Annotated in this window: 16 protein-coding genes; 6 read left to right on the forward strand and 10 right to left on the reverse strand. The window is 62.6% G+C overall.

The genetic code is table 11. From position 1 onward, the window contains the following. Positions 1–91: 91 nt before the first annotated feature. The 3 genes from O0879_RS12575 (at position 92) to O0879_RS12585 (ending at position 4,061) form a co-directional block, all read left to right on the forward strand. A complete protein-coding gene (locus O0879_RS12575; RefSeq protein ID WP_289916727.1) occupies positions 92–2,500 on the forward strand; it encodes a TonB-dependent receptor in 2,409 nt (802 codons plus the stop codon). Continuing rightward, complete coding sequence (locus tag O0879_RS12580) at positions 2,500–3,630, forward strand: glycerophosphodiester phosphodiesterase (RefSeq protein ID WP_099666942.1); 1,131 nt, start codon at positions 2,500–2,502, stop codon at positions 3,628–3,630. Before O0879_RS12575 ends, O0879_RS12580 begins: the two co-directional genes overlap by 1 nt. A gap of 152 nt (positions 3,631–3,782) precedes the next feature. After that, the gene (locus O0879_RS12585; RefSeq protein ID WP_099666941.1) at positions 3,783–4,061 is read left to right on the forward strand and encodes a hypothetical protein; all 279 of its coding nucleotides are present in this window, start codon (positions 3,783–3,785) and stop codon (positions 4,059–4,061) included. Positions 4,062–4,384: 323 nt separating this feature from the next. Here O0879_RS12585 and ftsB read toward each other — a convergent pair whose 3' ends face one another. From ftsB to O0879_RS12600, 3 genes are all read right to left on the reverse strand, one after another. Beyond that, the gene (gene ftsB / locus O0879_RS12590; RefSeq protein WP_035821182.1) at positions 4,385–4,708 is read right to left on the reverse strand and encodes a cell division protein FtsB; all 324 of its coding nucleotides are present in this window, start codon (positions 4,706–4,708) and stop codon (positions 4,385–4,387) included. Positions 4,709–4,770: 62 nt separating this feature from the next. After that, entirely contained in the window at positions 4,771–6,054 is a 1,284-nt protein-coding gene (gene eno / locus O0879_RS12595) for a phosphopyruvate hydratase (RefSeq protein ID WP_034750709.1), read from the reverse strand. 141 nt (positions 6,055–6,195) lie between these two features. Further along, positions 6,196–7,848: a CTP synthase gene (locus tag O0879_RS12600; RefSeq protein WP_099666940.1), complete on the reverse strand. Its 1,653-nt coding sequence runs from the start codon at positions 7,846–7,848 to the stop codon at positions 6,196–6,198. Between the two features lie 247 nt (positions 7,849–8,095). Here O0879_RS12600 and O0879_RS12605 point away from each other — a divergent pair, with 247 nt between their 5' ends. Beyond that, positions 8,096–8,503 (forward strand): PRC-barrel domain-containing protein, encoded by a 408-nt coding sequence (locus O0879_RS12605; protein WP_251350379.1) that lies wholly within the window; start codon positions 8,096–8,098, stop codon positions 8,501–8,503. 30 nt (positions 8,504–8,533) lie between these two features. On the opposite strand, the gene O0879_RS12610 is transcribed toward O0879_RS12605, so the two are convergent. The 5 genes from O0879_RS12610 to O0879_RS12630 all read right to left on the reverse strand — a co-directional run bounded on the left by O0879_RS12610 (position 8,534) and on the right by O0879_RS12630 (position 13,853). After that, positions 8,534–10,792, reverse strand: a complete 2,259-nt coding sequence (locus tag O0879_RS12610) for a TonB-dependent receptor (RefSeq protein ID WP_289916735.1) — start codon at positions 10,790–10,792, stop codon at positions 8,534–8,536. 38 nt (positions 10,793–10,830) lie between these two features. Then, entirely contained in the window at positions 10,831–11,610 is a 780-nt protein-coding gene (locus tag O0879_RS12615) for a TonB family protein (protein WP_289916737.1), read from the reverse strand. After that, positions 11,607–12,032 carry a TonB system transport protein ExbD gene (exbD, locus tag O0879_RS12620; RefSeq protein WP_289916739.1) on the reverse strand — a complete coding sequence of 142 codons (426 nt, stop codon included), beginning with the start codon at positions 12,030–12,032 and terminating at the stop codon, positions 11,607–11,609. Before exbD ends, O0879_RS12615 begins: the two co-directional genes overlap by 4 nt. Positions 12,033–12,035: 3 nt before the next feature. Then, positions 12,036–12,785 (reverse strand): tonB-system energizer ExbB, encoded by a 750-nt coding sequence (gene exbB / locus O0879_RS12625; protein ID WP_289916742.1) that lies wholly within the window; start codon positions 12,783–12,785, stop codon positions 12,036–12,038. A gap of 153 nt (positions 12,786–12,938) precedes the next feature. Then, positions 12,939–13,853 carry a ChaN family lipoprotein gene (locus O0879_RS12630; RefSeq protein ID WP_289916744.1) on the reverse strand — a complete coding sequence of 305 codons (915 nt, stop codon included), beginning with the start codon at positions 13,851–13,853 and terminating at the stop codon, positions 12,939–12,941. A 293-nt stretch (positions 13,854–14,146) separates the two neighbouring features. Between O0879_RS12630 and O0879_RS12635 the strand changes: the two genes are divergently transcribed. Next, positions 14,147–15,463 carry an FAD-linked oxidase C-terminal domain-containing protein gene (locus O0879_RS12635; RefSeq protein WP_289917866.1) on the forward strand — a complete coding sequence of 439 codons (1,317 nt, stop codon included), beginning with the start codon at positions 14,147–14,149 and terminating at the stop codon, positions 15,461–15,463. Here the strand turns inward: O0879_RS12635 and O0879_RS12640 are convergent, their stop codons facing one another. After that, positions 15,464–15,937 carry a GNAT family N-acetyltransferase gene (locus tag O0879_RS12640; RefSeq protein WP_289916746.1) on the reverse strand — a complete coding sequence of 158 codons (474 nt, stop codon included), beginning with the start codon at positions 15,935–15,937 and terminating at the stop codon, positions 15,464–15,466. Positions 15,938–15,976: 39 nt separating this feature from the next. Beyond that, positions 15,977–19,117: an error-prone DNA polymerase gene (locus O0879_RS12645; protein WP_289916748.1), complete on the reverse strand. Its 3,141-nt coding sequence runs from the start codon at positions 19,115–19,117 to the stop codon at positions 15,977–15,979. A 97-nt stretch (positions 19,118–19,214) separates the two neighbouring features. On the opposite strand from O0879_RS12645, the gene O0879_RS12650 reads away from it, so the two are divergent. Beyond that, positions 19,215–20,009: a PhzF family phenazine biosynthesis protein gene (locus tag O0879_RS12650; RefSeq protein WP_289916750.1), complete on the forward strand. Its 795-nt coding sequence runs from the start codon at positions 19,215–19,217 to the stop codon at positions 20,007–20,009. The last annotated feature ends 125 nt before the right edge of the window (positions 20,010–20,134 follow it).

Below are 20,134 nucleotides of genomic sequence, written 5' to 3' on the forward strand. Positions count from 1 at the left end.
TCATCTTCCCGTCATCAGTTCGTCATCAGCCCGTCACGCGCCGCCGTTACGCTGCGCAGCTTGTATTACTTCCAATACTTTCCACAGGCTGATGATGAATACCCACTTGACGCTGGCTCTGCGCCGCCATTCCTTCCATGTGTTGCTGGGCGCTTGCGCCGCTGGCCTCTCCTTGCCGGCCCTGGCGCAAACGGCCGTCGCCGCCGCCGTGGCGTCCGCCGCCACCGACATGGCCGCCGCCCCCGCCGCCGATGACAATGCTCCGATGGCCACCGTGGAGATTTCCTCGCGCAAGACGCGCTCTTCCGTCGCCCTGAGCAAGAATGAAATCCAGAAAATCCTGCCCGGCACGAATCCGTTAAAGGCCCTGCAAACCTTGCCTGGCGTCAGCTTCCAGACGGCCGACCCATGGGGCAACAACGAGCAAAACCTGTCGCTGTTCGTGCATGGTTTTTCTGGACAGCAACTGGGCTACACCATGGACGGCGTGCCGCTGGGCGACCAGCAATACGGCAACTACAACGGCCTGTCGCCGCAGCGCGCCGTGATCAGCGAAAACGTGCGCAGCGTCGTGCTGTCCTCGGGCGCGGGCGACCTGGCCACGGCGTCGACCAGCAACCTGGGCGGCACCATCGAAACCTATTCCAGCGACCCGCTGGCCACACAGGGCGCCAGCGTGCAGCAAACGGTGGGCAGCCACCGCACGTCGCGCACGTTTGCCCGCTATGACACGGGCGCCTTCGGCGATGGCAGCAGCGCCTATTTTTCCATCCTGCACCATGAAGCGCGCGCCTGGGACTTCGATGCGCGCCAGGGCGGCGACCAGCTCAACGCAAAATACGTCAACCGCAGCGAGGCGGGCAAGCTGACCCTGTTCTTCAATTACTCGGACAAGATCGAGCCGAACGAAGACAGCACCGTGCACGTGGCGGGCGAGACGAGCGCGCCATACACGCGCCCCTTCCTGTATCCGGACTTCAAGGCGGCCCTGAATTACCTGTCGCCGACGGGCGCCACGCCTGCCACGGACGGCAACAATTACCGCAACTACTACAGCGATGCGCAGCGCACCGACTACCTGGCCTACGCCAAGTTCGACGCCAACTTGTCCGAAGGCATGACGTGGTCGAACCAGGTGTATTACCACAAGGATGACGGCGCGGGCGTGGTGGCCGGCCCCATCGGCGTGGCAGGCTTGCCGGGCCTGTTCAGCGTGTACTACCCGAAGCAGAACCTGAAACAGGTGTTCGGCAACTCGGGCTACGCCGTGCGCACGACGGAATACGACATCAAGCGGGGCGGCTTCCTTTCCACCCTGCGCAAGGAAATCGGCAATCACCAGCTGGAAGCGGGCCTGTGGCTGGAACAGAACCGCTCGTCCGCCTACCGCCGCTGGTATGCGCTGGACGTCAACAACCCGACGTCGCCGTACGACCGTCCCAGCAATCCTTTGATCACGCAGTACGGCAGCGAGATCGACAACAAGGTGGTGCAGCTGCACTTGCAGGATGAATGGCGCATCCGTCCCGATATCGCCCTGCAAGCCGGTTTCAAGTCCAGCCTGCAATTTGCCGATGGCCAATTCCCCGTGCAGCCGGCCAAGGGCGCCATCGCCGGCGGCTCGACGGCCTTGCCGGTCGGCACCATCAACACGAAAAAATGGTTCTTGCCGCAAGTAGGCGCGCGCTGGGATTTCACGCCGCAAGACCAGTTGTACTTCAATATCCAGAAAAACATGCGCCAGTTCGTCACCTATGGCGGCGGCGGCGCTTCGCCCTGGAGCTTGTCGAGCCAGGCCGCGTTTGATTTGTTCAAGCGCGACGCCAAACCGGAAACGGCCCTCACCTATGAAGTGGGCGTGCGCGGCAGCCACCCATTGAGCCTGGGCGCCATCACGGCCATCGATGGCCAGGTCAACGTCTACCACGTCGATTTCAGCAACCGTTTGCTGCAGATCAGCCCAACGCCCGTGATTTCCTCCATCATTGGCGGCAACCCCGTGCTGGCCAACGTGGGCAGCGTGCGCACGGACGGCATCGATATCGCGGGCACCGTGCACTTCGGCAACAATTTCTCGTTCTACAATGCCCTGTCATACAACCGCTCGCAGTACGCGGACAATTACAACAATGGCGCCGCGCTGGTCTTGACGGCGGGCAAGAACGTGCCGGGCTCGCCTGAATGGCTGAACAAGTTCGTCGCTTCCGCCACGTTTGGCGACATCGAAGTGCAACTGACGGGAGACTATGTGGGCAAGCGCTACGCGACATACACCAACGATCTGTCCGTGCCCAGCTATTTCCTGATGGGCCTGGGCGTGTCGGGCAAGCTGCCGGCCATGGCCAGCTGGCTGAAAAACCCGCGCTGGAGAGTCAACGTCAGCAACCTGGCCAACCGCGAAGGTTCCTTGAACGTGGTGGTGGGCGCGGCCGACAAGACGTACAACACCTTCCCCATCGCCCCGCGCCAGGGCTTCCTCACCTTGACGGCAGACTTCTGATGCGTACGCCTATCCTTCCGCAACGGCACTTTTCGCGCCGCAGCTTCGTCCAGGCGGCCGTCGGCGGCCTGGCGCTGGCCGCCGCGCCCGGCTTTGCCGCGGGCCTGCTGGAAACAAAGCCAAGCCGTCCGCTCGTCTTCGCCCACCGGGGCGCCAGCGCCCTGCGTCCCGAGCATACCTTGGCCTCCTACGCCAAGGCCATCCTCGACGGCGCCGACTACGTCGAGCCGGACCTGGTCGCCACGCGCGACGGCATTCTCGTGGCGCGCCACGAAAGCAATCTGATCGACACCACCGACGTGGCGCGCCGTCCCGAGTTTGCGAGCCGGCGCGGCAAGAAGATGGTCGACGGCGAATGGCACGAAGGCTGGTTCGTCGACGACTTCACCCTGGCGGAACTGAAAACCCTGCGCGCCATCGAACGGCTGCCGAAAGTACGCACCGGCAACACCTTGTACGATGGACAATTCCAGATTCCGACCTGGGAAGAAATCATCGATTTTGTTGCAGCGCAATCAGCCGCCAGCGGACGCGTCATCGGCCTCGTGCCGGAGCTGAAAAGCTCGACCTATTTCCGCGATGCGGGCCTGGCGCTGGAAGACCGTTTCCTGTCGACCCTGCTGGCGCACGAGTACACGCGCCGCGCGCCCATCGAAATCCAGTCCTTCGAAGTGGCCAATTTGAAATACTTGCGCGAGAAGCTGGGACGGCGCGCCAACGTACGCCTGATGCAGCTGGTGGTGGGCGGCGATATCCGCCCGATGGACGTGGCCAAGGCGGGCGGCAAGCTGACGTTCGGGCAGATGACGACGCCGGCCGGCCTGCGCGACATCGCCGCCTACGCGGACGTGGTGGCGCCGCCAACGCGAGGAATCATCCCGCTGGGCGCCGACCAGCGCCTGGCCAAGCCCTCTTCCATCGTCGACGATGCGCACCAGGCGGGCTTGCTGCTGCACACGTGGACCTTCCGTCCGGAAAACCGCTTCCTGGCGGCCGACTTCCGCGACGGCAATGGCGAGAATGCGCGCAACGAAGCGGGATCCGTGGCGGAAATGCGGCGCTACATCGAGACGGGACTCGACGGCTTTTTCAGCGACGATCCGGGTTTGGGACGCATCGCCGCAGGATAAACATTTCGTAACAAATTCATTTTCAGGGCGTGGCCGATGGCTACGCCCTTATTATGCGTTTCTTGAATTTCTGAAATTGGAATTTGAAATTGGACGCATATCGCAAACTCCATTATTGTGCAATGCAACAACAGACCATTCATGGAGGGCATATGTCCACTTTTACCAACACCTACAGCAACGACAACGACAATTACTTCAGCAACCTGGGCCGCGCCACGCGCGCCTTCCTGGGCGCCCTGCTCGCTTCCAAGCCGTACAGCGAACTGGCGCAGAAGGAAGTCATCGCCAGCAGCGTCAGCGATGAAGAGCAACGCTATGTGCGTCCAAGCAAGCGCGATTTCGCCCTGCTGAACTCGGAAGCGAACCGCTACGAAAAGCTGATGCCGAATCTGGCCGCAGAACTGCGCTTCCTGGCTTCGCGCGGTTAAAAAACGTTCATGGCGACGTTGCCTGCGCCTTGCCGTACGTTCGGCTGGGCGCCTGGCCCTGGACGTTTTTACCTAACTAAATATTAACAAGGAAATTTTATGATGTTTCTCGAAACCGTACTGGTAAGTGTGGCCGTCGTGGTCACCGGCATCCATTTTTACCTGATCACGACCGGCAAGGCCCGTTTCTGATCAGCAAGCAGCAAGACAGCACCATGCCGCGCCATGCGTGTGCAGCAGTACAAGGTAATAAGTACAAGGAAGTAAAGTGATATGTCAGCCTGGCAATCGGTCCAGGCTGGCAAGCGGGAAGTAGTACTGTCTTAATGTGGCGCCGCGGCGTCCACCGGTGTTTCCAGCAGTGGCGGGGTCTGGCCCTTGCGCACGATCTGCACGAAAATCTCATTCTGTTTGACCATGCCCAGCTCGTAGCGGGCACGCTCTTCGACGGCGCCCGTACCATCCTTCAGGTCGCGCACTTCGGATTCGAGCTTGGCGTTGCGCGCCTTCAATTCCATGTTCTTCTTGTTGGCCACAGCCACTTGGGCTTCCATGTCGGCAACACGCAGCCAGCCGCCTTTACCCAGCCAGAGGGGAAATTGTATCAACAGCAGCAGGGCTGCCAGGGCGAGCGTAATGAGGCGCATGGGGCATTCAGTTAAAAAACCGGCCGGAACATCTCCGGCCGGCCAGTGGGTTTTACATCAGCTTACTTCAGATTATAGAACGCATCGCGGCCAGGGTAGCTGGCGATGTCGCCCAGGTCTTCCTCGATACGCAGCAGCTGGTTGTACTTGGCCATGCGGTCCGAACGCGACATCGAGCCGGTCTTGATCTGCAGGGCGTTCGTGGCAACGGCGATATCGGCGATGGTCGAGTCTTCCGTTTCGCCCGAGCGGTGCGAAATGACGGCCGTGTAGCCGGCGCGCTTGGCCATTTCGATGGCGGCGAAGGTTTCCGTCAAGGTGCCGATCTGGTTGATCTTGATCAAGATCGAGTTGGCGATGCCTTTCGAGATGCCTTCTTTCAGGATCTTGGTGTTGGTGACATACAGGTCGTCGCCGACCAGTTGCACTTTCTTGCCCAGTTCTGCCGTCAGAATCGCCCAGCCGTCCCAGTCGCCTTCGTGCATCGCGTCTTCGATCGAAATGATCGGGTACTTGTCGCACCAGGTCGCCAGCAGGTTGGTGAACTCGGTGGCCGTCAGGCTCAGGCCTTCGCCTTCCATTTCGTACTTGCCGTTCTTGTAGAACTCGGACGCGGCGCAATCGAGGCCGATAGCGATCTGCGTGCCTGGCTCGTAGCCCGCTTCTTCGATGGCCTGGATGATCAGCTTGATGGCTTCTTCATGGTTGGCCAGCGATGGCGCGAAACCGCCTTCGTCGCCCACGTTGGTGTTCAGGCCCTTCTTGTGCAGGATCTTTTTCAGCGTGTGGAACACTTCCGCGCCGTAGCGGACGGCTTCCTTGAACGACGGGGCGCCCACGGGAATGATCATGAATTCCTGGATATCCAGGTTGTTGTCGGCGTGTGCGCCGCCGTTGATGACGTTCATCATCGGCACTGGCATCTGCATGGCGCCCGAACCGCCGAAATAGCGGTACAGCGGCAAGCCGGCTTCTTCGGCGGCAGCCTTGGCGACAGCCATCGAGACGGCCAGGATGGCGTTGGCGCCCAGGCGCGATTTGTTTTCCGTGCCGTCCAGGTCGATCAGGGTACGGTCCAGGAAAGCCTGTTCATTGGCGTCCAGGCCCATGATGGCTTCGGAGATTTCGGTGTTGATGTTCTCGCATGCTTGCAGCACGCCCTTGCCGAAGTAGCGCTTGGCGTCGCCATCGCGCAATTCCACGGCTTCGCGCGAACCGGTCGAGGCACCCGACGGTACGGCTGCACGGCCCATCACGCCCGATTCCAACAACACATCGCATTCGACGGTCGGGTTACCGCGCGAGTCCAGGATTTCGCGGCCGATAATATCAACAATAGCACTCATGTCATTCTCCAAAGTTAAGCTTAACAGGGGGCTGCACACTGCGTTCTGATGCGCAATTGCACAAAGGGGGCAAAGAAACTCCCGGCGGGAACGATCTGGCCGGGAGCTGTCTTACGGGTAATACTGTCGCGATCGACCGCGTTATTCCGCAGCGGCGTTGGCTTCTTTGTGCGCCAGCGCTGCCTTGATGAACGACGTAAACAACGGATGGCCGGTGCGTGGCGTCGACTTGAACTCGGGATGGTATTGCACGCCCATATACCAAGGGTGGGAATTTTCACCCGTGCGCGGCAATTCCATGATTTCGCACAAATCTTCGCTCGGCGTGCGGGCCGACACGATCAGGCCAGCCGATTCGACACGGGCCAGGTAGTGATTATTGGCTTCGTAGCGATGACGGTGACGCTCGGTCACCACGCTGCCGTAGATCTCGGCGGCGAGGGTGCCCGGATTGACGGCGCAGGTCTGCGCGCCCAGGCGCATGGTACCGCCCAGGTCCGAGTTTTCATCGCGCAACTCGACTTTACCATCGTGGTTTTGCCACTCATTGATCAGTGCAACAACAGGTTGATCCGTATCAAGGTCGAACTCGGTCGAATTCGCGTTCGGCATGCCAGCCTTGTTGCGTGCGTATTCGATCAGGGCCACTTGCATGCCCAGGCAGATGCCCAGGTAAGGGATCTTGTTTTCACGGGCAAACTGGGCCGCCTTGATCTTGCCTTCCACGCCGCGCTTGCCGAAGCCGCCCGGTACCAGGATGGCGTCGTACTTGGCCAGGTTGTCGCAACCGGTCGTTTCGATTTCTTCCGAATCGATGTACTCGATGTTGACGCGGCTTTCCGTGTGGATGCCGGCGTGGCGCAGCGCTTCGATCAGCGACTTGTACGACTCGGTCAGCTCGACATACTTGCCGACCATGCCGACGGTCACTTCCGCCTTCGGGTGCTCCATCGTGTAGATCAACTTGCTCCAGATCGACAGGTCGGCCGGTGCAGGATCGAGGTCCAGCGCGTCGCAGATGATCTTGTCGAGGCCCTGGTCGTGCAGCATTTGCGGCACTTTGTAGATGGTGTCGACGTCCCACACGGAAATGACGGCGTCTTCCTCGATGTTCGAGAACAGCGAGATTTTCGCGCGCTCGTCTTCCGGGATGGCGCGGTCGGCGCGGCACAGCAGCGCATTCGGCAAGATGCCGATTTCGCGCAGCTTTTGCACCGAGTGCTGGGTCGGCTTGGTTTTCAGTTCACCGGCCGAGGCGATGTAAGGCACCAGGGTCAGGTGGACGAAGGCCGTGTTCTTGCGGCCGGCGCGCAGGCTCAGCTGGCGTGCCGCTTCCAGGAATGGCAAGGATTCGATATCGCCGACGGTGCCGCCGATTTCGCACAGGGCCACGTCGTAGCCTTCGGCGCCACGGCGGATGTAATCCTGGATTTCATTGGTGATATGCGGAATCACCTGCACGGTCTTGCCCAGATATTCGCCCCGGCGTTCCTTGCGGATCACCGATTCATAGATCTGGCCAGTGGTGAAGTTATTCACCTTTTTCATGCGGGTGGAAATGAAGCGCTCGTAGTGACCGAGGTCGAGGTCGGTTTCGGCCCCGTCATCGGTGACGAATACTTCACCGTGTTGCATAGGGCTCATCGTGCCAGGATCGACGTTGATATACGGGTCGAGCTTGAGCATGGTGACTTTAAGGCCGCGCGATTCGAGGATCGCGGCGAGGGAGGCGGCGGCAATCCCTTTTCCAAGGGAAGACACAACGCCACCAGTGACGAAGACAAATTTGGTCATTGCAGATGGTGCCGAACGGCACGTGCGGGAAATTGAAATTATACACTAAAGCCCGCCTGCGTCGCTCCCCGCGCACGGAAATTTGCGCCAAATACCGACTATCCCTCCCCCTCCTGCTGTCTACGCGCAACAAAATTACCCAATAACAATAATTGAAATATTTCCAATTCCATATGTTGTGTGGGCGAGCGAACAGACCCTGCCGCGCCCCGGCGGCAGACTGGGATTTTTCAACAGGAGGTCCATCATGAGCTACGAAGAACGCGACGCCTACGGCATGTATGTCAACCGCGGCCACAAAGGCCCCGGCCCTGAACTGATGGGCGCCGACACCCTGATCGGCGACCATGTGCACAATGCCAAGGATGAACACCTGGGCGAAATCAAGGAAATCATGCTCGACATGCGCAGCGGCAAGATCGCCTACGCCGTCATGTCGCACGGCGGCGTCTTCACCATCGGCGAAAAGCTGTTCGCCGTGCCGTGGGAAGCGCTGCTGCTCGACACCGTCAACAAGCGCTTCACCCTCAACGTCGACAAGGAACGCATCGAAAACGCCCCCGGCTTCGACACGGATAACTGGCCGAACATGGCGGACAGCGCTTGGGCGACGTCGATCCATAGCTATTATGGAACGACGCCGCGCGAGTATTAATTAAGCCAAGGCGCGGGGCTTGGGCCTGCTTTAAAAGCGGTACTCCAGCCCTGCCACATACGTCCTGCCCCGCGCCGTACTCAGCGGCGTATTCTCCTGCGACTGCGACGGCATCGAGTTCAGGCGGTTCAGCGCTTCCGAGAAATCCTTGTTCATGGCGTTTTGCACGGACAGGCGCAGGAACAGGTTCTTGCTGACCTGGTAGCTCGCATACAGGTCGATCACGGCCGGGATCTTCGGATTGTCGGCCTTGAGCACTTCCCCTGTCGCTTCATCGGCGTCATTGTCCGGCGACAGGCGGCGGTTCGAGCCCGTGTGCTTGAGGATGGCGCCCACTTCCAGCTTGTTGTCCAGCAGGCGCGTGCCCACGTCGAGGTTGTAGTACACGCTGGGCAGTTCGCTGATGTCGGCCGCGCCAAACCAGGCGCTGGCGATCGACGTGGGCTGGCGCGTCGTTTCGCGCGTGTACGACAGGCGCGCATACGCCGGCCCCAGGTGATATTGCGCTTCCAGTTCCCAGCCGCGTGTATACACGGGCGTGGCCGAGTTGATGTAGATATACATATTGGTCACGTATTCATCCACATTCTGCCAGTCCTTGGCGATCACTTCCGCGATATTGCACTTGCGCCCGCTGTCGCACACGAGGAAGGACTGGCTGGTGATATAGCCGTCGATCTTGCTCTTGAAATACAGGGCCTTGAAATTCAGCGCATCGTTAGCACTCAGCAAGCCATGCAGGCTGGAATTGAAACCCAGCTGGTAGGTGCTGGCCCGCTCGCCCTTCAGGAAGGGGTTCATCGAGGCCCCGCCGTCATTCGAGAAAAACACTTCCTGCGGATTCGGCCCGCGCATGGTGCGCTCGGCGCTGGCAAACGGCTGGAACCACGGCGTCACTTGCGCGGAAACGAGCAGCGAGGGATTGATGCCATGCTCCTTCAACGCAATATTGCTTGCCCCTTGCGGGAAGCACTGCACGCGCAAGTCGCAGGCGGGCTTGTGACCCGTCAAATCAAAGTGCGTGTAGTTGAGGCCCGCATTGACTTGAACAATGCCGCGGTTGTATTGCAGGCCCGCATACAGGCTGTTGATCTTTTGCACGCCCTCTGGGCCGAACGTATTGTTTTCGATCGATTGCTGGTTCGCATCCGGGTTGTCCGGATCGTCGACCAGGCTTTCCACGTGCTTGCTGTATTTATTGCGCATCAGCTTGCCGCCGATGGTCACCAGCGCATCGCCGCCCGCCAGCCTGAAGCTGCTGGTGTTGTTGATGTCGACCGCGTCGGCGCGGTTGGCCGCATTCGTATTGATGAAATTGGTCAGCGCCTCGGGCATGTATTTCTGGTTGCCGCGGCTGCTGCTGGCCACCACATTGAGGTCGATCAACTCGGAAAATGGCGTGTAGTGATATTTTACGTAGTAGTCATCGCTGTGGATGTCGCGGCGCGTAAACGTGCTGCGGTAATCGCGCGCCGACAGTTCCAGCGCATGGAAGTCGCTCAATTTGAGGTCCAGCTTGAGCAATTGCGACTTGGGCTTTTGCTTGTAATAGCGGTTGTAGCCGAAACCGAATTCCTCGCTGTTGACGCCCTTCGCATTCTTGTAGTTGTTGCCGATCACGCTCGCGCTGGTGGCGGCCATGAAGCCCACGCTGCCGCCATCGAAGGCGGGGTTTTTCATGGCCACGGCCAGCATGGCGCTGCGTCCCACGCCGTTATTGCCGGTCCACATCTTCGTGCGCGCCCCCGTCTTTTCCCCGGCGAAGACGACGTCATCGACGCCGATGGTGCGGAAATTGGCGCTGCCGGCCAGCGCATTGACGCCGTCGCCGCCGACGACATTGCCACGCGACACATCCACGCCGATGATGAAATTCGGGTCGATCAGCGCGCCGAACTGGCTGCTGGGCACGCCGCCGTGCGACACGGACGACGGCGCGCTGCCATAGTAATTCTGGCTCACGCCATCGACCATCATGTTGACGCGCCCCAGGCCCGACAAGCCGCGGATGTTGACGCTGACGGCGCCCTGCGCCGGATCGATCTGGGTAAACGTGCCCGGCATGCTGCGCACGATCTGGTCCACGGGCTGCAAGCGCGTATCGGCCCCGCGCGCGCTGACGGCGCCCGGTTTTTCCAGCGCCTGCCGTTCCGCAGGCACCGTTTCACCCGATACATTCAGCGGCGAAAATTCCACCTTGCCACTGTCTTGCGCCTGTTGCGCCCATGCCTGCTGCGCGAGCAAGGCCATGCAGATGCCCACGGCCTGCGTCATTGTCTTGATATGCATACACCCTCGATTTGTTATGTTATTGAAAAATATGAAATTCAGCTGGCGTCGAGCTTGAACGACACGGGCAAGGTCACAGTCACCGTGCCTTGGCGCAATACGTTGTCGGGCGGCGCCGGCAGCGGCTGCGCGCGCTGCAGCACTTGCAAGGCTTCCCGGTCGAGCAGCACCGTGCCCGACGACGTGACCAGTTCGCTGGCCAGCAATTTGCCGTCGCGGTCCACCTGGAAGCGCACCCAGGCGGCGCCAGCCCGCTTGCGCTGGCGCGCATCGCCCGGATAGCGCTTGAAGTGCGCCAGGTGGCCAAGCACCTGGCTTTGCCAGCTGGCCGGCGCCGCGCTGGTCGATGGCGTGTCGCTGTTGAACGGCGCCGCCTGCGGACCGCGCACGGCGGCCGGCGCCGGCGTGGCGCTGCTGCTGGCCTGCGCGGGCACGGACGCGTCCTTCGCGGCATCCTTGCCCGGCTCCGCCGACGGACTGGCCGCCGCCTTTTCCTCTTTTTCCGCCGCGACGATCTCCGGCGCGGCGGCGCGCGCCAGCACCGGCAGCGCCTCTTGCTTGATTGCACTCTTTGGCGGCCGGGCGGCGCTGGACGCGGCCGACTGGCGCGCGCCCAGGGCGTGCGCCACCTGCGTCTCCGGCGACATCGCTTGCGCGGCAAACACCACCATCACGCTGGCCGCCGGATTGGCGGGCGCCACGGCGACGGGCTGCCAGCCGGCCCACAGCAGCAGCGCCAGCGCAGCGGCCACCACCAGCGACGTGGCAATACCCCAGCTCAATAAGGGGCGCGGCGCCAGCCCGGACTGCGGACTCACCCGCCCTCCCGGCCGACCAGGCCCACTTTCAGATAGCCGGCCTGGCGCAGGGCATCCATCACGCCCAGCACGTCTTCATACGCGGCTTGCTTGTCGGCCTGAAAAAACAGCGTGCGCTGGCGGTCGCCGCCCGTTTGCGCATCGAGCAGGCCGCCCAGCTGCTCGCGCGCCACGGGAGACTCGCCCAGGTACAGGCTGCGGTCCGCCTTCAGCGACACGAACAACGGTTTCTCGGGACGGGGTTCGGGCTTGGCCGTGGCGGCCGGCAAGTCGATTTTCAAGTCGACCGTGGCCAGCGGCGAGACGACCATGAAGATGATCAACAGCACCAGCATCACGTCGATGAAGGGCGTGACATTGATCTCGCTCAACTCCGGCATGTCGGCCGTGTCGTCGTCCGGGGAGGGAAACAGGGAAGCCATGGCTCAGGCCTGCTGGCGCGTGTCGAGGTCGCGGCTCAGCATCAGCAGCACTTGCGCGGAAGCGGCGCGCAGCTGCGCCTTGTACTGGTTGATGCCACGGCTCAAGACGTTATAGATGACGACGGCGGGGATCGCCGCCACCAGGCCCAGGGCGGTGGCCAGCAAGGCTTCCGCGATGCCCGGCGCCACGGTGGCCAGGTTCGTGCTCTGGCTGACGGCGATGCCGATAAAACTGTTCATGATGCCCCACACGGTGCCGAACAGGCCGACGAACGGCGCCACGGCGCCTATGCTGGCCAGCAAGCCGATGCCTTGCGTCATGGCGCGCACCTGCTGCGCAATGAACTGTTCCTGGCGAAAGCCGGCCCGCTCCTTCAGTGCCGCCGCCGGCGCGCTGGCGTGCGACAGACTCAGTTCTTGCTGTACATCAGCGAGCAACTGTTGCGCCAGCGAAATGGCGCCTGCGCCCTCCACTTTGACGGCCGCGTCCGGCAAGGAAGTGGCCGTCTTCAGCATGGCGACGGCATGCGCCGCCTCGCGCCGGGCTTGCAGCAAACTGGCGCCCTTCACCAGCAAGACCACCCAGGTGGCCAGCGCGGCGACCAGCAAACCGATGAGCACGCTTTTGACGACCTGGTCGGCGGCGAAAAACATGCCCAGCGGCGACATGTCATGGGGTAAGGCGGACGCTTGCGCGGTGGCATGCAACAGGGAAAGAACGACACCGCAGCTGGCGGCTTTGATACGGAACAAGGGGATACGCATGAGAACTTTGACAGGTAACAGGCATGGCTGCGCCAACGGCGCGCACGCGCATGCAAAAAAATCGGACGAACTACCTGGCTGCTATGGGGGAGCTTGCTGGGGGAGAGTGCCGGGCAGAACGCCCGGCGGCGATACAAGAAATTACTTGGCGCTGGCGACGGCGGGCGTTACGGGTGTGAACCAGACGAAATCCGCCTGCGGCGCCAGCACCGTGGCGCCCTGCTGTGCCAGGACCAGCACCAGCGGCGCCGGGCCGCCCGTCAAGTCCTGCACGTGCAGCGGCACGCCCAGGTCCTTGTGCGCATGGTAGGCGCCGGCGATCAGCACGGCCGGCGCGGGCGCGGCCAGCAGGCGCTCGGCCATGCGGCGGTCGCGCTGCTGCTGTACCGACAGCATGGCGGCCAGGCGCGGCTCGTCGATCTGGTTGTCATGCATGACGCGGATGATGTCTTTCAGTTTCTCATGCACCTTGCCGTCGTTGGCCAGGTTCGAATGCTTGCCCTGCACGGCCGGCTTGTCGATAAACAATTGCTTGATTTCGCTGCGGTCCAGGTTGGCCGACCAGACGGGATACGGCGCGCGCATCACGGTCATCACCAGGTCGCCATATTGCGCCCACTTCCAGCTGGGCTGCCACGCCAGCAGCTCGGCCACGTGCTCGGGACGCACGACGGGGTCCGTCTGCAGCCACGGCTTGACCTTGTCCACCTTGGCTTGCTGGTCCGGATTCAGCATTTCCAGCAGCACGCTGCCTTGCGGACGCTGGCCCTGCAATTGCTGCAGCAGCCATTGCTCGATCTGGTGATGGCTGAGCTGGTCATGCTGCTCGCCCACGATGACCCGGGGCGCGGCGGCCAGCTGGGCCAGCAATTGCTCGGCGCTCAAACGCTGGCCGCTGCGCAGGTCGACGATTTCGCCCAGCTGGCGCACGTCTTGCGCTGCGGATGTCGCGGCGGCGGCGGTGGCAGCGTCAGTCGCTGGCGCCACGCTGCTGCAGGCGCTTAGCGCCAGCACGCAGGCGGGCAGGACTGCGGTGAAGGACAGGGGGAATTTCATGGCATGGCCTTTCGGGGTCTGAGCTGCGGGTCAAACTGTTGCAAAATAGGTATAGGCGGGCATTCTAATAGAAATGATTCTCATTTACAACCAAAGCGCGGCAAACCATGCAGGTTTTTTTACAACTGGCAAAAAATCAATATGGTGCTTCGGTGAAATCCCCGGGCGCGGAGTAGAATAAAAAAAAACGGAGGACTTGCGTGAATCAAACTGACCAGTTGGCGGTACTGAAAAAACCGCTGCCCGCATCCCTTGCTGCCGTACTTTCCCTGATCTTTGCCGACCGCTTTTCCATGACGCAAGCCATGCGCGCACACCATGGCCGCGACGAGTCGAGCTATCCCCCCATGCTGCCGGACGCCGTCATTTTCGCCCATTCCACCGAGGAAGTTGCGGCCGCCGTCAAGCTGTGCAGCGCACACGACGTGCCCGTCATCGCCTACGGCAGCGGCACTTCTCTGGAAGGCCACGTACTGGCCCTGCATGGCGGCGTGACGATTGATCTGTCGCAAATGAACCAGATGGTAGCCGTGCATAGTGAAGACTTGACGGCCACCGTGCAGGCGGGCGTGACGCGCAAGCAACTGAACGAAGAGCTCCGCGACACGGGCCTGTTCTTCCCCATCGACCCAGGCGCCAATGCCTCGCTGGGCGGCATGGCGGCCACGCGCGCCTCGGGCACGAACGCCGTGCGCTACGACACCATGCGCGAAAACGTGCTGGCCCTGACGGTGGTGACGGCCGACGGCCGCATCATCAAGACGGGAACCAGGGCAAAGAAATCGTCGGCCGGCTACGACCTGACGCGCCTGTTCGTCGGCAGCGAAGGCACCCTGGGCATCATCACGGAAGTGACGGTGAAACTGTATCCGCTGCCGGAAGCGATCTCGGCGGCCGTGTGCTCGTTCCCCGGCACGGGCGAGGCCGTCAGCGCCGTGATCCAGACCATCCAGATGGGTATTCCCGTGGCGCGCGTCGAGTTTCTCGATGAAAACGGCGTGAAGGCCATCAACGCCTACGACAAGATGGCCTTGCCGGAAAAACCCTTGCTGCTGTTTGAATTCCACGGCACGCCGGCCAGCGTGGCCGAGCAGGCGCAGCTGGTGCAAGCCATCACGGCGGAACACGGCGCCAGCGATTTCGAGTGGGCCAGCCGCCCCGAAGACCGCTCGCGCCTGTGGGCCGCGCGCCACAACGCATACTTTGCCCTGCTGCAGATGCGCCCCGGCAGCCGCGCCATTTCCACCGATTGCTGCGTACCCATTTCGCGCCTGGCCGAATGCATCCTCGCCACCCAGGCCGATTGCGAAGCGCAAGGCCTCGTCTACGCCATCATCGGCCACGTGGGCGACGGCAACTTCCACGTGCAGATGCTGGTCGACCCGGACGATCCAAACGACATCGCCCGCGCGGAAAAGGTCAACGGCGACATGGTCACGCGCGCCATCGGCATGGATGGCACGTGCACGGGAGAACACGGCGTGGGCATGCACAAGATGGCCTTTCTCGTGGAAGAGCATGGCGAAGGCGCCATCGACACCATGCGCGCCCTCAAGCATGCGCTGGACCCGAAGAACATCATGAATCCGGGCAAGATCGTGCGCTGGTAGTTACAGGTCCATGCGCATCGGCACGAAGGCGATGCCGCCCGTCTCCACCTTCGGCCCCGTGGCGACAAAGCCCAGGCTTTCGTACAAGGGCAAGGCATAGGCCGAGGAATTGACGGTAAACGCCGTGACCTTCCCCCTGGCCAGCGAGGCATCGCGGGCAGCCTGCCACAGGCGGCGCGCCATGCCGCGCCGGTGCAGCGCGCGCGGCACGAACATGTGAAACAGGTGCGTGTTGTCGCGCATGGCCACCACACCGGCCAGTTCGCCATCGATATGCGCCAGCTGGTAATGATAGTTGGATAGCGACAGGTAACTTTCGATGGCCGGCTGGCGGCAATGTTCGATGAACTTTTCCGCCCCCGCGCCATCGGGATGCAGGGTCAAAAAGGGCATCAGGTCGTCGATCAGGGCGACGATGGCGGGCGCATCGGCGACCAGGGCGGGGCGCAGTGTCGGTTCGGGCAAAGTAGTCATATGATAATCATGCCACCGCCTGGCCGACATTGACAAGCATCAACAGAAATCGCGGCTGCTGGTCCTCAAACGCCCCAGCAGATGCGACATGTCGACCAGGCGCTTGGCCACCAGGTTGCGCACCAGCCCCTCGCGCTGCCACACGCCGTACACGCCCAGCAGCGGCGCGCTCAGCACTTCGCGGCGCTGGCTTTCCACCAGGTCGGGCCAGACGATGACGTTGACCGTGCCCGTCTCGTCTTCCAGGGTCATGAAGATGACGCCCTTGGCCGTGCCCGGACGCTGGCGCACGGTGACGATGCCGCAGGCGCGCGCCAGCTGGCCATCCGTGTAGCTGGCCAGCGCGGATGCCGGCAGAAAACGCTGCTCCAGCAATTGCCTGCGCAGCAGCGCCAGCGGGTGGCGGCCCAGGGTCAGGCCTTGCGCGCGGTAGTCGCTGACGATGCTCTCGCCTTCCGTGGGCGCGGCCAGCACGGGCAAGTCTTCCTCTGGCGTGGTGACGCGCAGCAAATCCCTGTCGGGCACGGCGCCGGCCGCCTGCCACAGCGCCGCGCGCCGGTGCCCGGCCAGCGCGTGCAGCGCGTTGCCTGCCGCCAAGACCTGCAAGTCATGACGGTCCAGGCCGCCACGCCGCGCCAGGTCGGCCACATCGACAAAGGCGGCGATGGCGCGCGCATCCTCGATGCGCCGGGCCGCCTCGGCGCGCATGCCGAACAGGCTGTTCAAGCCCAGGCGCACGGCGGGCGCGGGGTCCTGCCCTGCTTCCAATGCCGCCTCCCAGCCGCTGACGGTCACGTCGACGGGCAGCACTGGCACGCCATGCCGGCGCGCATCCTGCACCAGTTGCGAGGGGCTGTAAAAACCCATGGGCTGGCTGTTGAGCAAGGCGCACAGGAAGGCGGCCGGTTCGTGGCATTTCAGCCAGGAACTGGCATACGTCAGCAGCGCGAAACTGGCCGCGTGCGACTCGGGAAAACCGTATTCGCCAAAGCCTTCGATCTGGCTGAAGATGGCCTCGGCAAACTCCTTGCCGTAACCATTCTCCACCATGGCATTGACGATGCGGTCATGGTAATTGTTCATGCCGCCCTTGCGTTTCCAGGCCGCCATGGCCCGCCGCAGCTGGTCCGCTTCGCCAGGCGTGAAACCGGCCGCGATGATGGCCACCTGCATCACTTGCTCCTGGAAAATGGGAATGCCCAGGGTGCGCCCCAGCGCCTTTTCCAGGCCCTTCGGATAATCGATTGGCTCCTTTTTCTGGCGCCGCTGCAGATACGGATGCACCATGCCGCCCTGGATGGGGCCGGGGCGCACGAGCGCCACCTCGATGACGAGGTCATAGAATTCACGGGGACGCAAGCGGGGCAGCATGCTCATCTGCGCGCGCGACTCGATCTGGAACACGCCGATGGTGTCGGCCTGGCACATCATGTCGTAGGTGGCAGGGTCTTCCGCCGGAATATCCTGCAGGCGGAGTGGCTCGCCGCGCCGCGCACCGACCAATTCCAGGGCGCGGCGCAGGGCCGACAGCATGCCCAGCGCCAGCACGTCGACCTTCATCAAACCCAGCTCTTCCAGGTCGTTCTTGTCCCACTCGATGACGCTGCGTTCGGCCATGGCCGCGTTTTCAATCGGCACCAGGCGTGACAGCTTTCCTTGCGCAATCACAAAGCCGCCCGGATGCTGCGACAAATGGCGGGGAAAGCCCAGCAACTGCTGCGCCAGGCCAGCCCACTGCTGCGACAATGCCGCTTCCGGGTCCAGCCCGCATTCGGCCAGGCGCTCCAGCAGATCGCGCTTGCCGTCGAACCAGCGGTGCGCCTTGGCCACTTTTTCCACGATGGCCAGGTCGATCCCCAGCGCCCGGCCGCTGTCGCGCAAGGCGCTTTTCGGACGGTAACTGATCACCACGGCCGCCAGCGCGGCCCGCTCGCGCCCATACTTGCCGTAGATATATTGAATCACTTCTTCGCGCCGCTGGTGCTCGAAGTCGACGTCGATGTCGGGCGGCTCGTTGCGCTCGCGCGACATGAAGCGCCCGACCAGCGAATTGCCGCGCGCCGGATCCACTTCCGTGATGTGCAGGCAATAGCAGACGGCCGAATTGGCGGCCGAGCCCCTGCCCTGGCACAGGATGTCTTGCGAGCGGGCAAAGCGCACGATGTCGTACACGGTCAAAAAGTACGCTTCATACGACAGCTCCGCGATCAGTTCCAGCTCCTGTTCGACCTGCTGCTGCACGTTGGCCGGTATGCCCAGCGGAAAACGGATGCGCGCACCCGCATACGTTTCTTCGCGCAGATACGTCGCCGGCGTGTGGCCGTGCGGCACCAGCTCGTCGGGATAGTCATAGCGCAAGCTGTCGAGCGAGAATGTGCACAGGTCCGCGATGCGCAGGGTTTCCGCCAGCGCCTGCGGCGGATACACATTGGCCAGGCGCAAGCGCGCGCGCAGATGCTGCTCCGCGTTTTGCGCCAGCGCATAGCCGCACTCGCCCACGGGCTTGCCCACGCGGATCGCGCACAGGGTGTCGAGCAGCGGCTTGCGCGAACGCACGTGCATGCACACATGGCCGACGGCCACCATGGACAAGCCCAGCACCTGCGCGGCGTCCTGCACGGCGCTGCGGTGCGCGTCATCCTGCGCCCGCTGCAGCAGGTTCAAGCCTATCCAGCTGCGCTCGCCGCCAAAGGTGGATAGCATCCACGCCCCCTGCGCGCGCAGCGTCCCGGGCTGGGCCGGATAGCCAGGCAGCAAGATCATCAAACAGCCGGGCAGCCCTTGCAAATGGGCAAACTGCGCCGACGGCGCGGCGAAATCGTCGGGCGTCAACAGATAGCGGCCCTTGGCCGCCCGCGTGCGCGCCATGGTGATCAGTTCCGACAGGTTGCCGTAACCGTCGGCATCGCGCACCAGCGCCAGCAGGGACGGCCCCGGACTGCCGTCGGCCTGCGTCAAGTGAAAATGCGCGCCGATAATCAGGGGAAAATCAGCCCGCTTGGCCGTCGCATGCGCGCGCACGACACCCGCCAGCGAGCACTCGTCGGTAATGGCCAGCGCCCGGTAAGCAAGCTGGACAGAGCGCGCCACCAGTTCTTCCGCATGCGAGGCCCCATGCAGGAAGCTGAAATTACTCAGGCAGTACAACTCAGCATACTCGGGTAAGACTGCGCTCCCCATGATCTACCTCAATACTGTATATAAACACAGTATATTATACTCATCTGAAAACGGCCATCTCAGTTATGCTGAGGTTTTACCTTGCACAGTGCCCGCCATGATCGTCCACTCATTAAAATGTTTCGGCGCCGCCCCCGGTGGCGGCAATGCGACGCTGGTCGTGGAAAACGACCACGCCAGCGAAACGCAGCGCCAGGCCTTTGCCCGCGAACGCCAGGTCAGCGCCTGCGTCTTCCTCGACCGGCAAGCGGACGGCGCGGAGGGATGCCTCGTGCTCGACTATTTTTATCCGCACACGCGCAGTCCCCTGTGCCTGCACGCCACCCTGGCGGCCGCGCATGTGCTGCTGGCGGCGCCCGGCGCGCCGGCGGCGCTGACGGTGACGACCGCCATGCACGGGCAAGCCTTGCAGCTGGTACGCCGCGCGGAGGGATTGTTCATCGGCCTGGCGCCGCAGCCGGCGCCTGCCGTCCTGGTGGAAAAGTATGTGCCGTCCGAGCTGATGGGCCAGCACATGCACTTGCTGTCGCCGCCCGTCGTCGCGTCCGTCGGCAGCCCGAAGCTGCTGCTGGAAGTGGCCGACCGCACCACCCTGCGCGCGCTGCGGCCGAACCTGGAATTGATCGCCGACTGGAGCGCCTTGCACAAGGTCAGCGGCTGCTATGCGTATTGCCGCACGGGCGAGCACGAATATGAGGGGCGCAACTTCAACCACCTCGATCCGGCGCTGGAAGACAGCGCCACGGGCGTGGCGGCGGGCGCGCTGGCAGCACACTTGCAGCAGTCGCTGCGCCTGCATCAGGGCCACGTGACGCAGCAACCCTGTCTGATCGAAGTGCAGTACGACGTGCAGACAATCTGGGTGGGCGGCATGGTGCAACGCAGCACCTGAATGGGGCATGCCGCACCAGCACAAGGCAAGCCAGGCAGTGGCCAAAAGATAATCAACCAGGAAACAACAGTTACAGCAAATTTGTAATAACAAAACAAAGTATCGCTGGTGAATGCCGAAAAGAT

It is taken from the genome of Janthinobacterium sp. SUN120, assembly GCF_030397735.1.
Taxonomy (GTDB): Bacteria; Pseudomonadota; Gammaproteobacteria; order Burkholderiales; family Burkholderiaceae_D; genus Janthinobacterium; species Janthinobacterium kumbetense.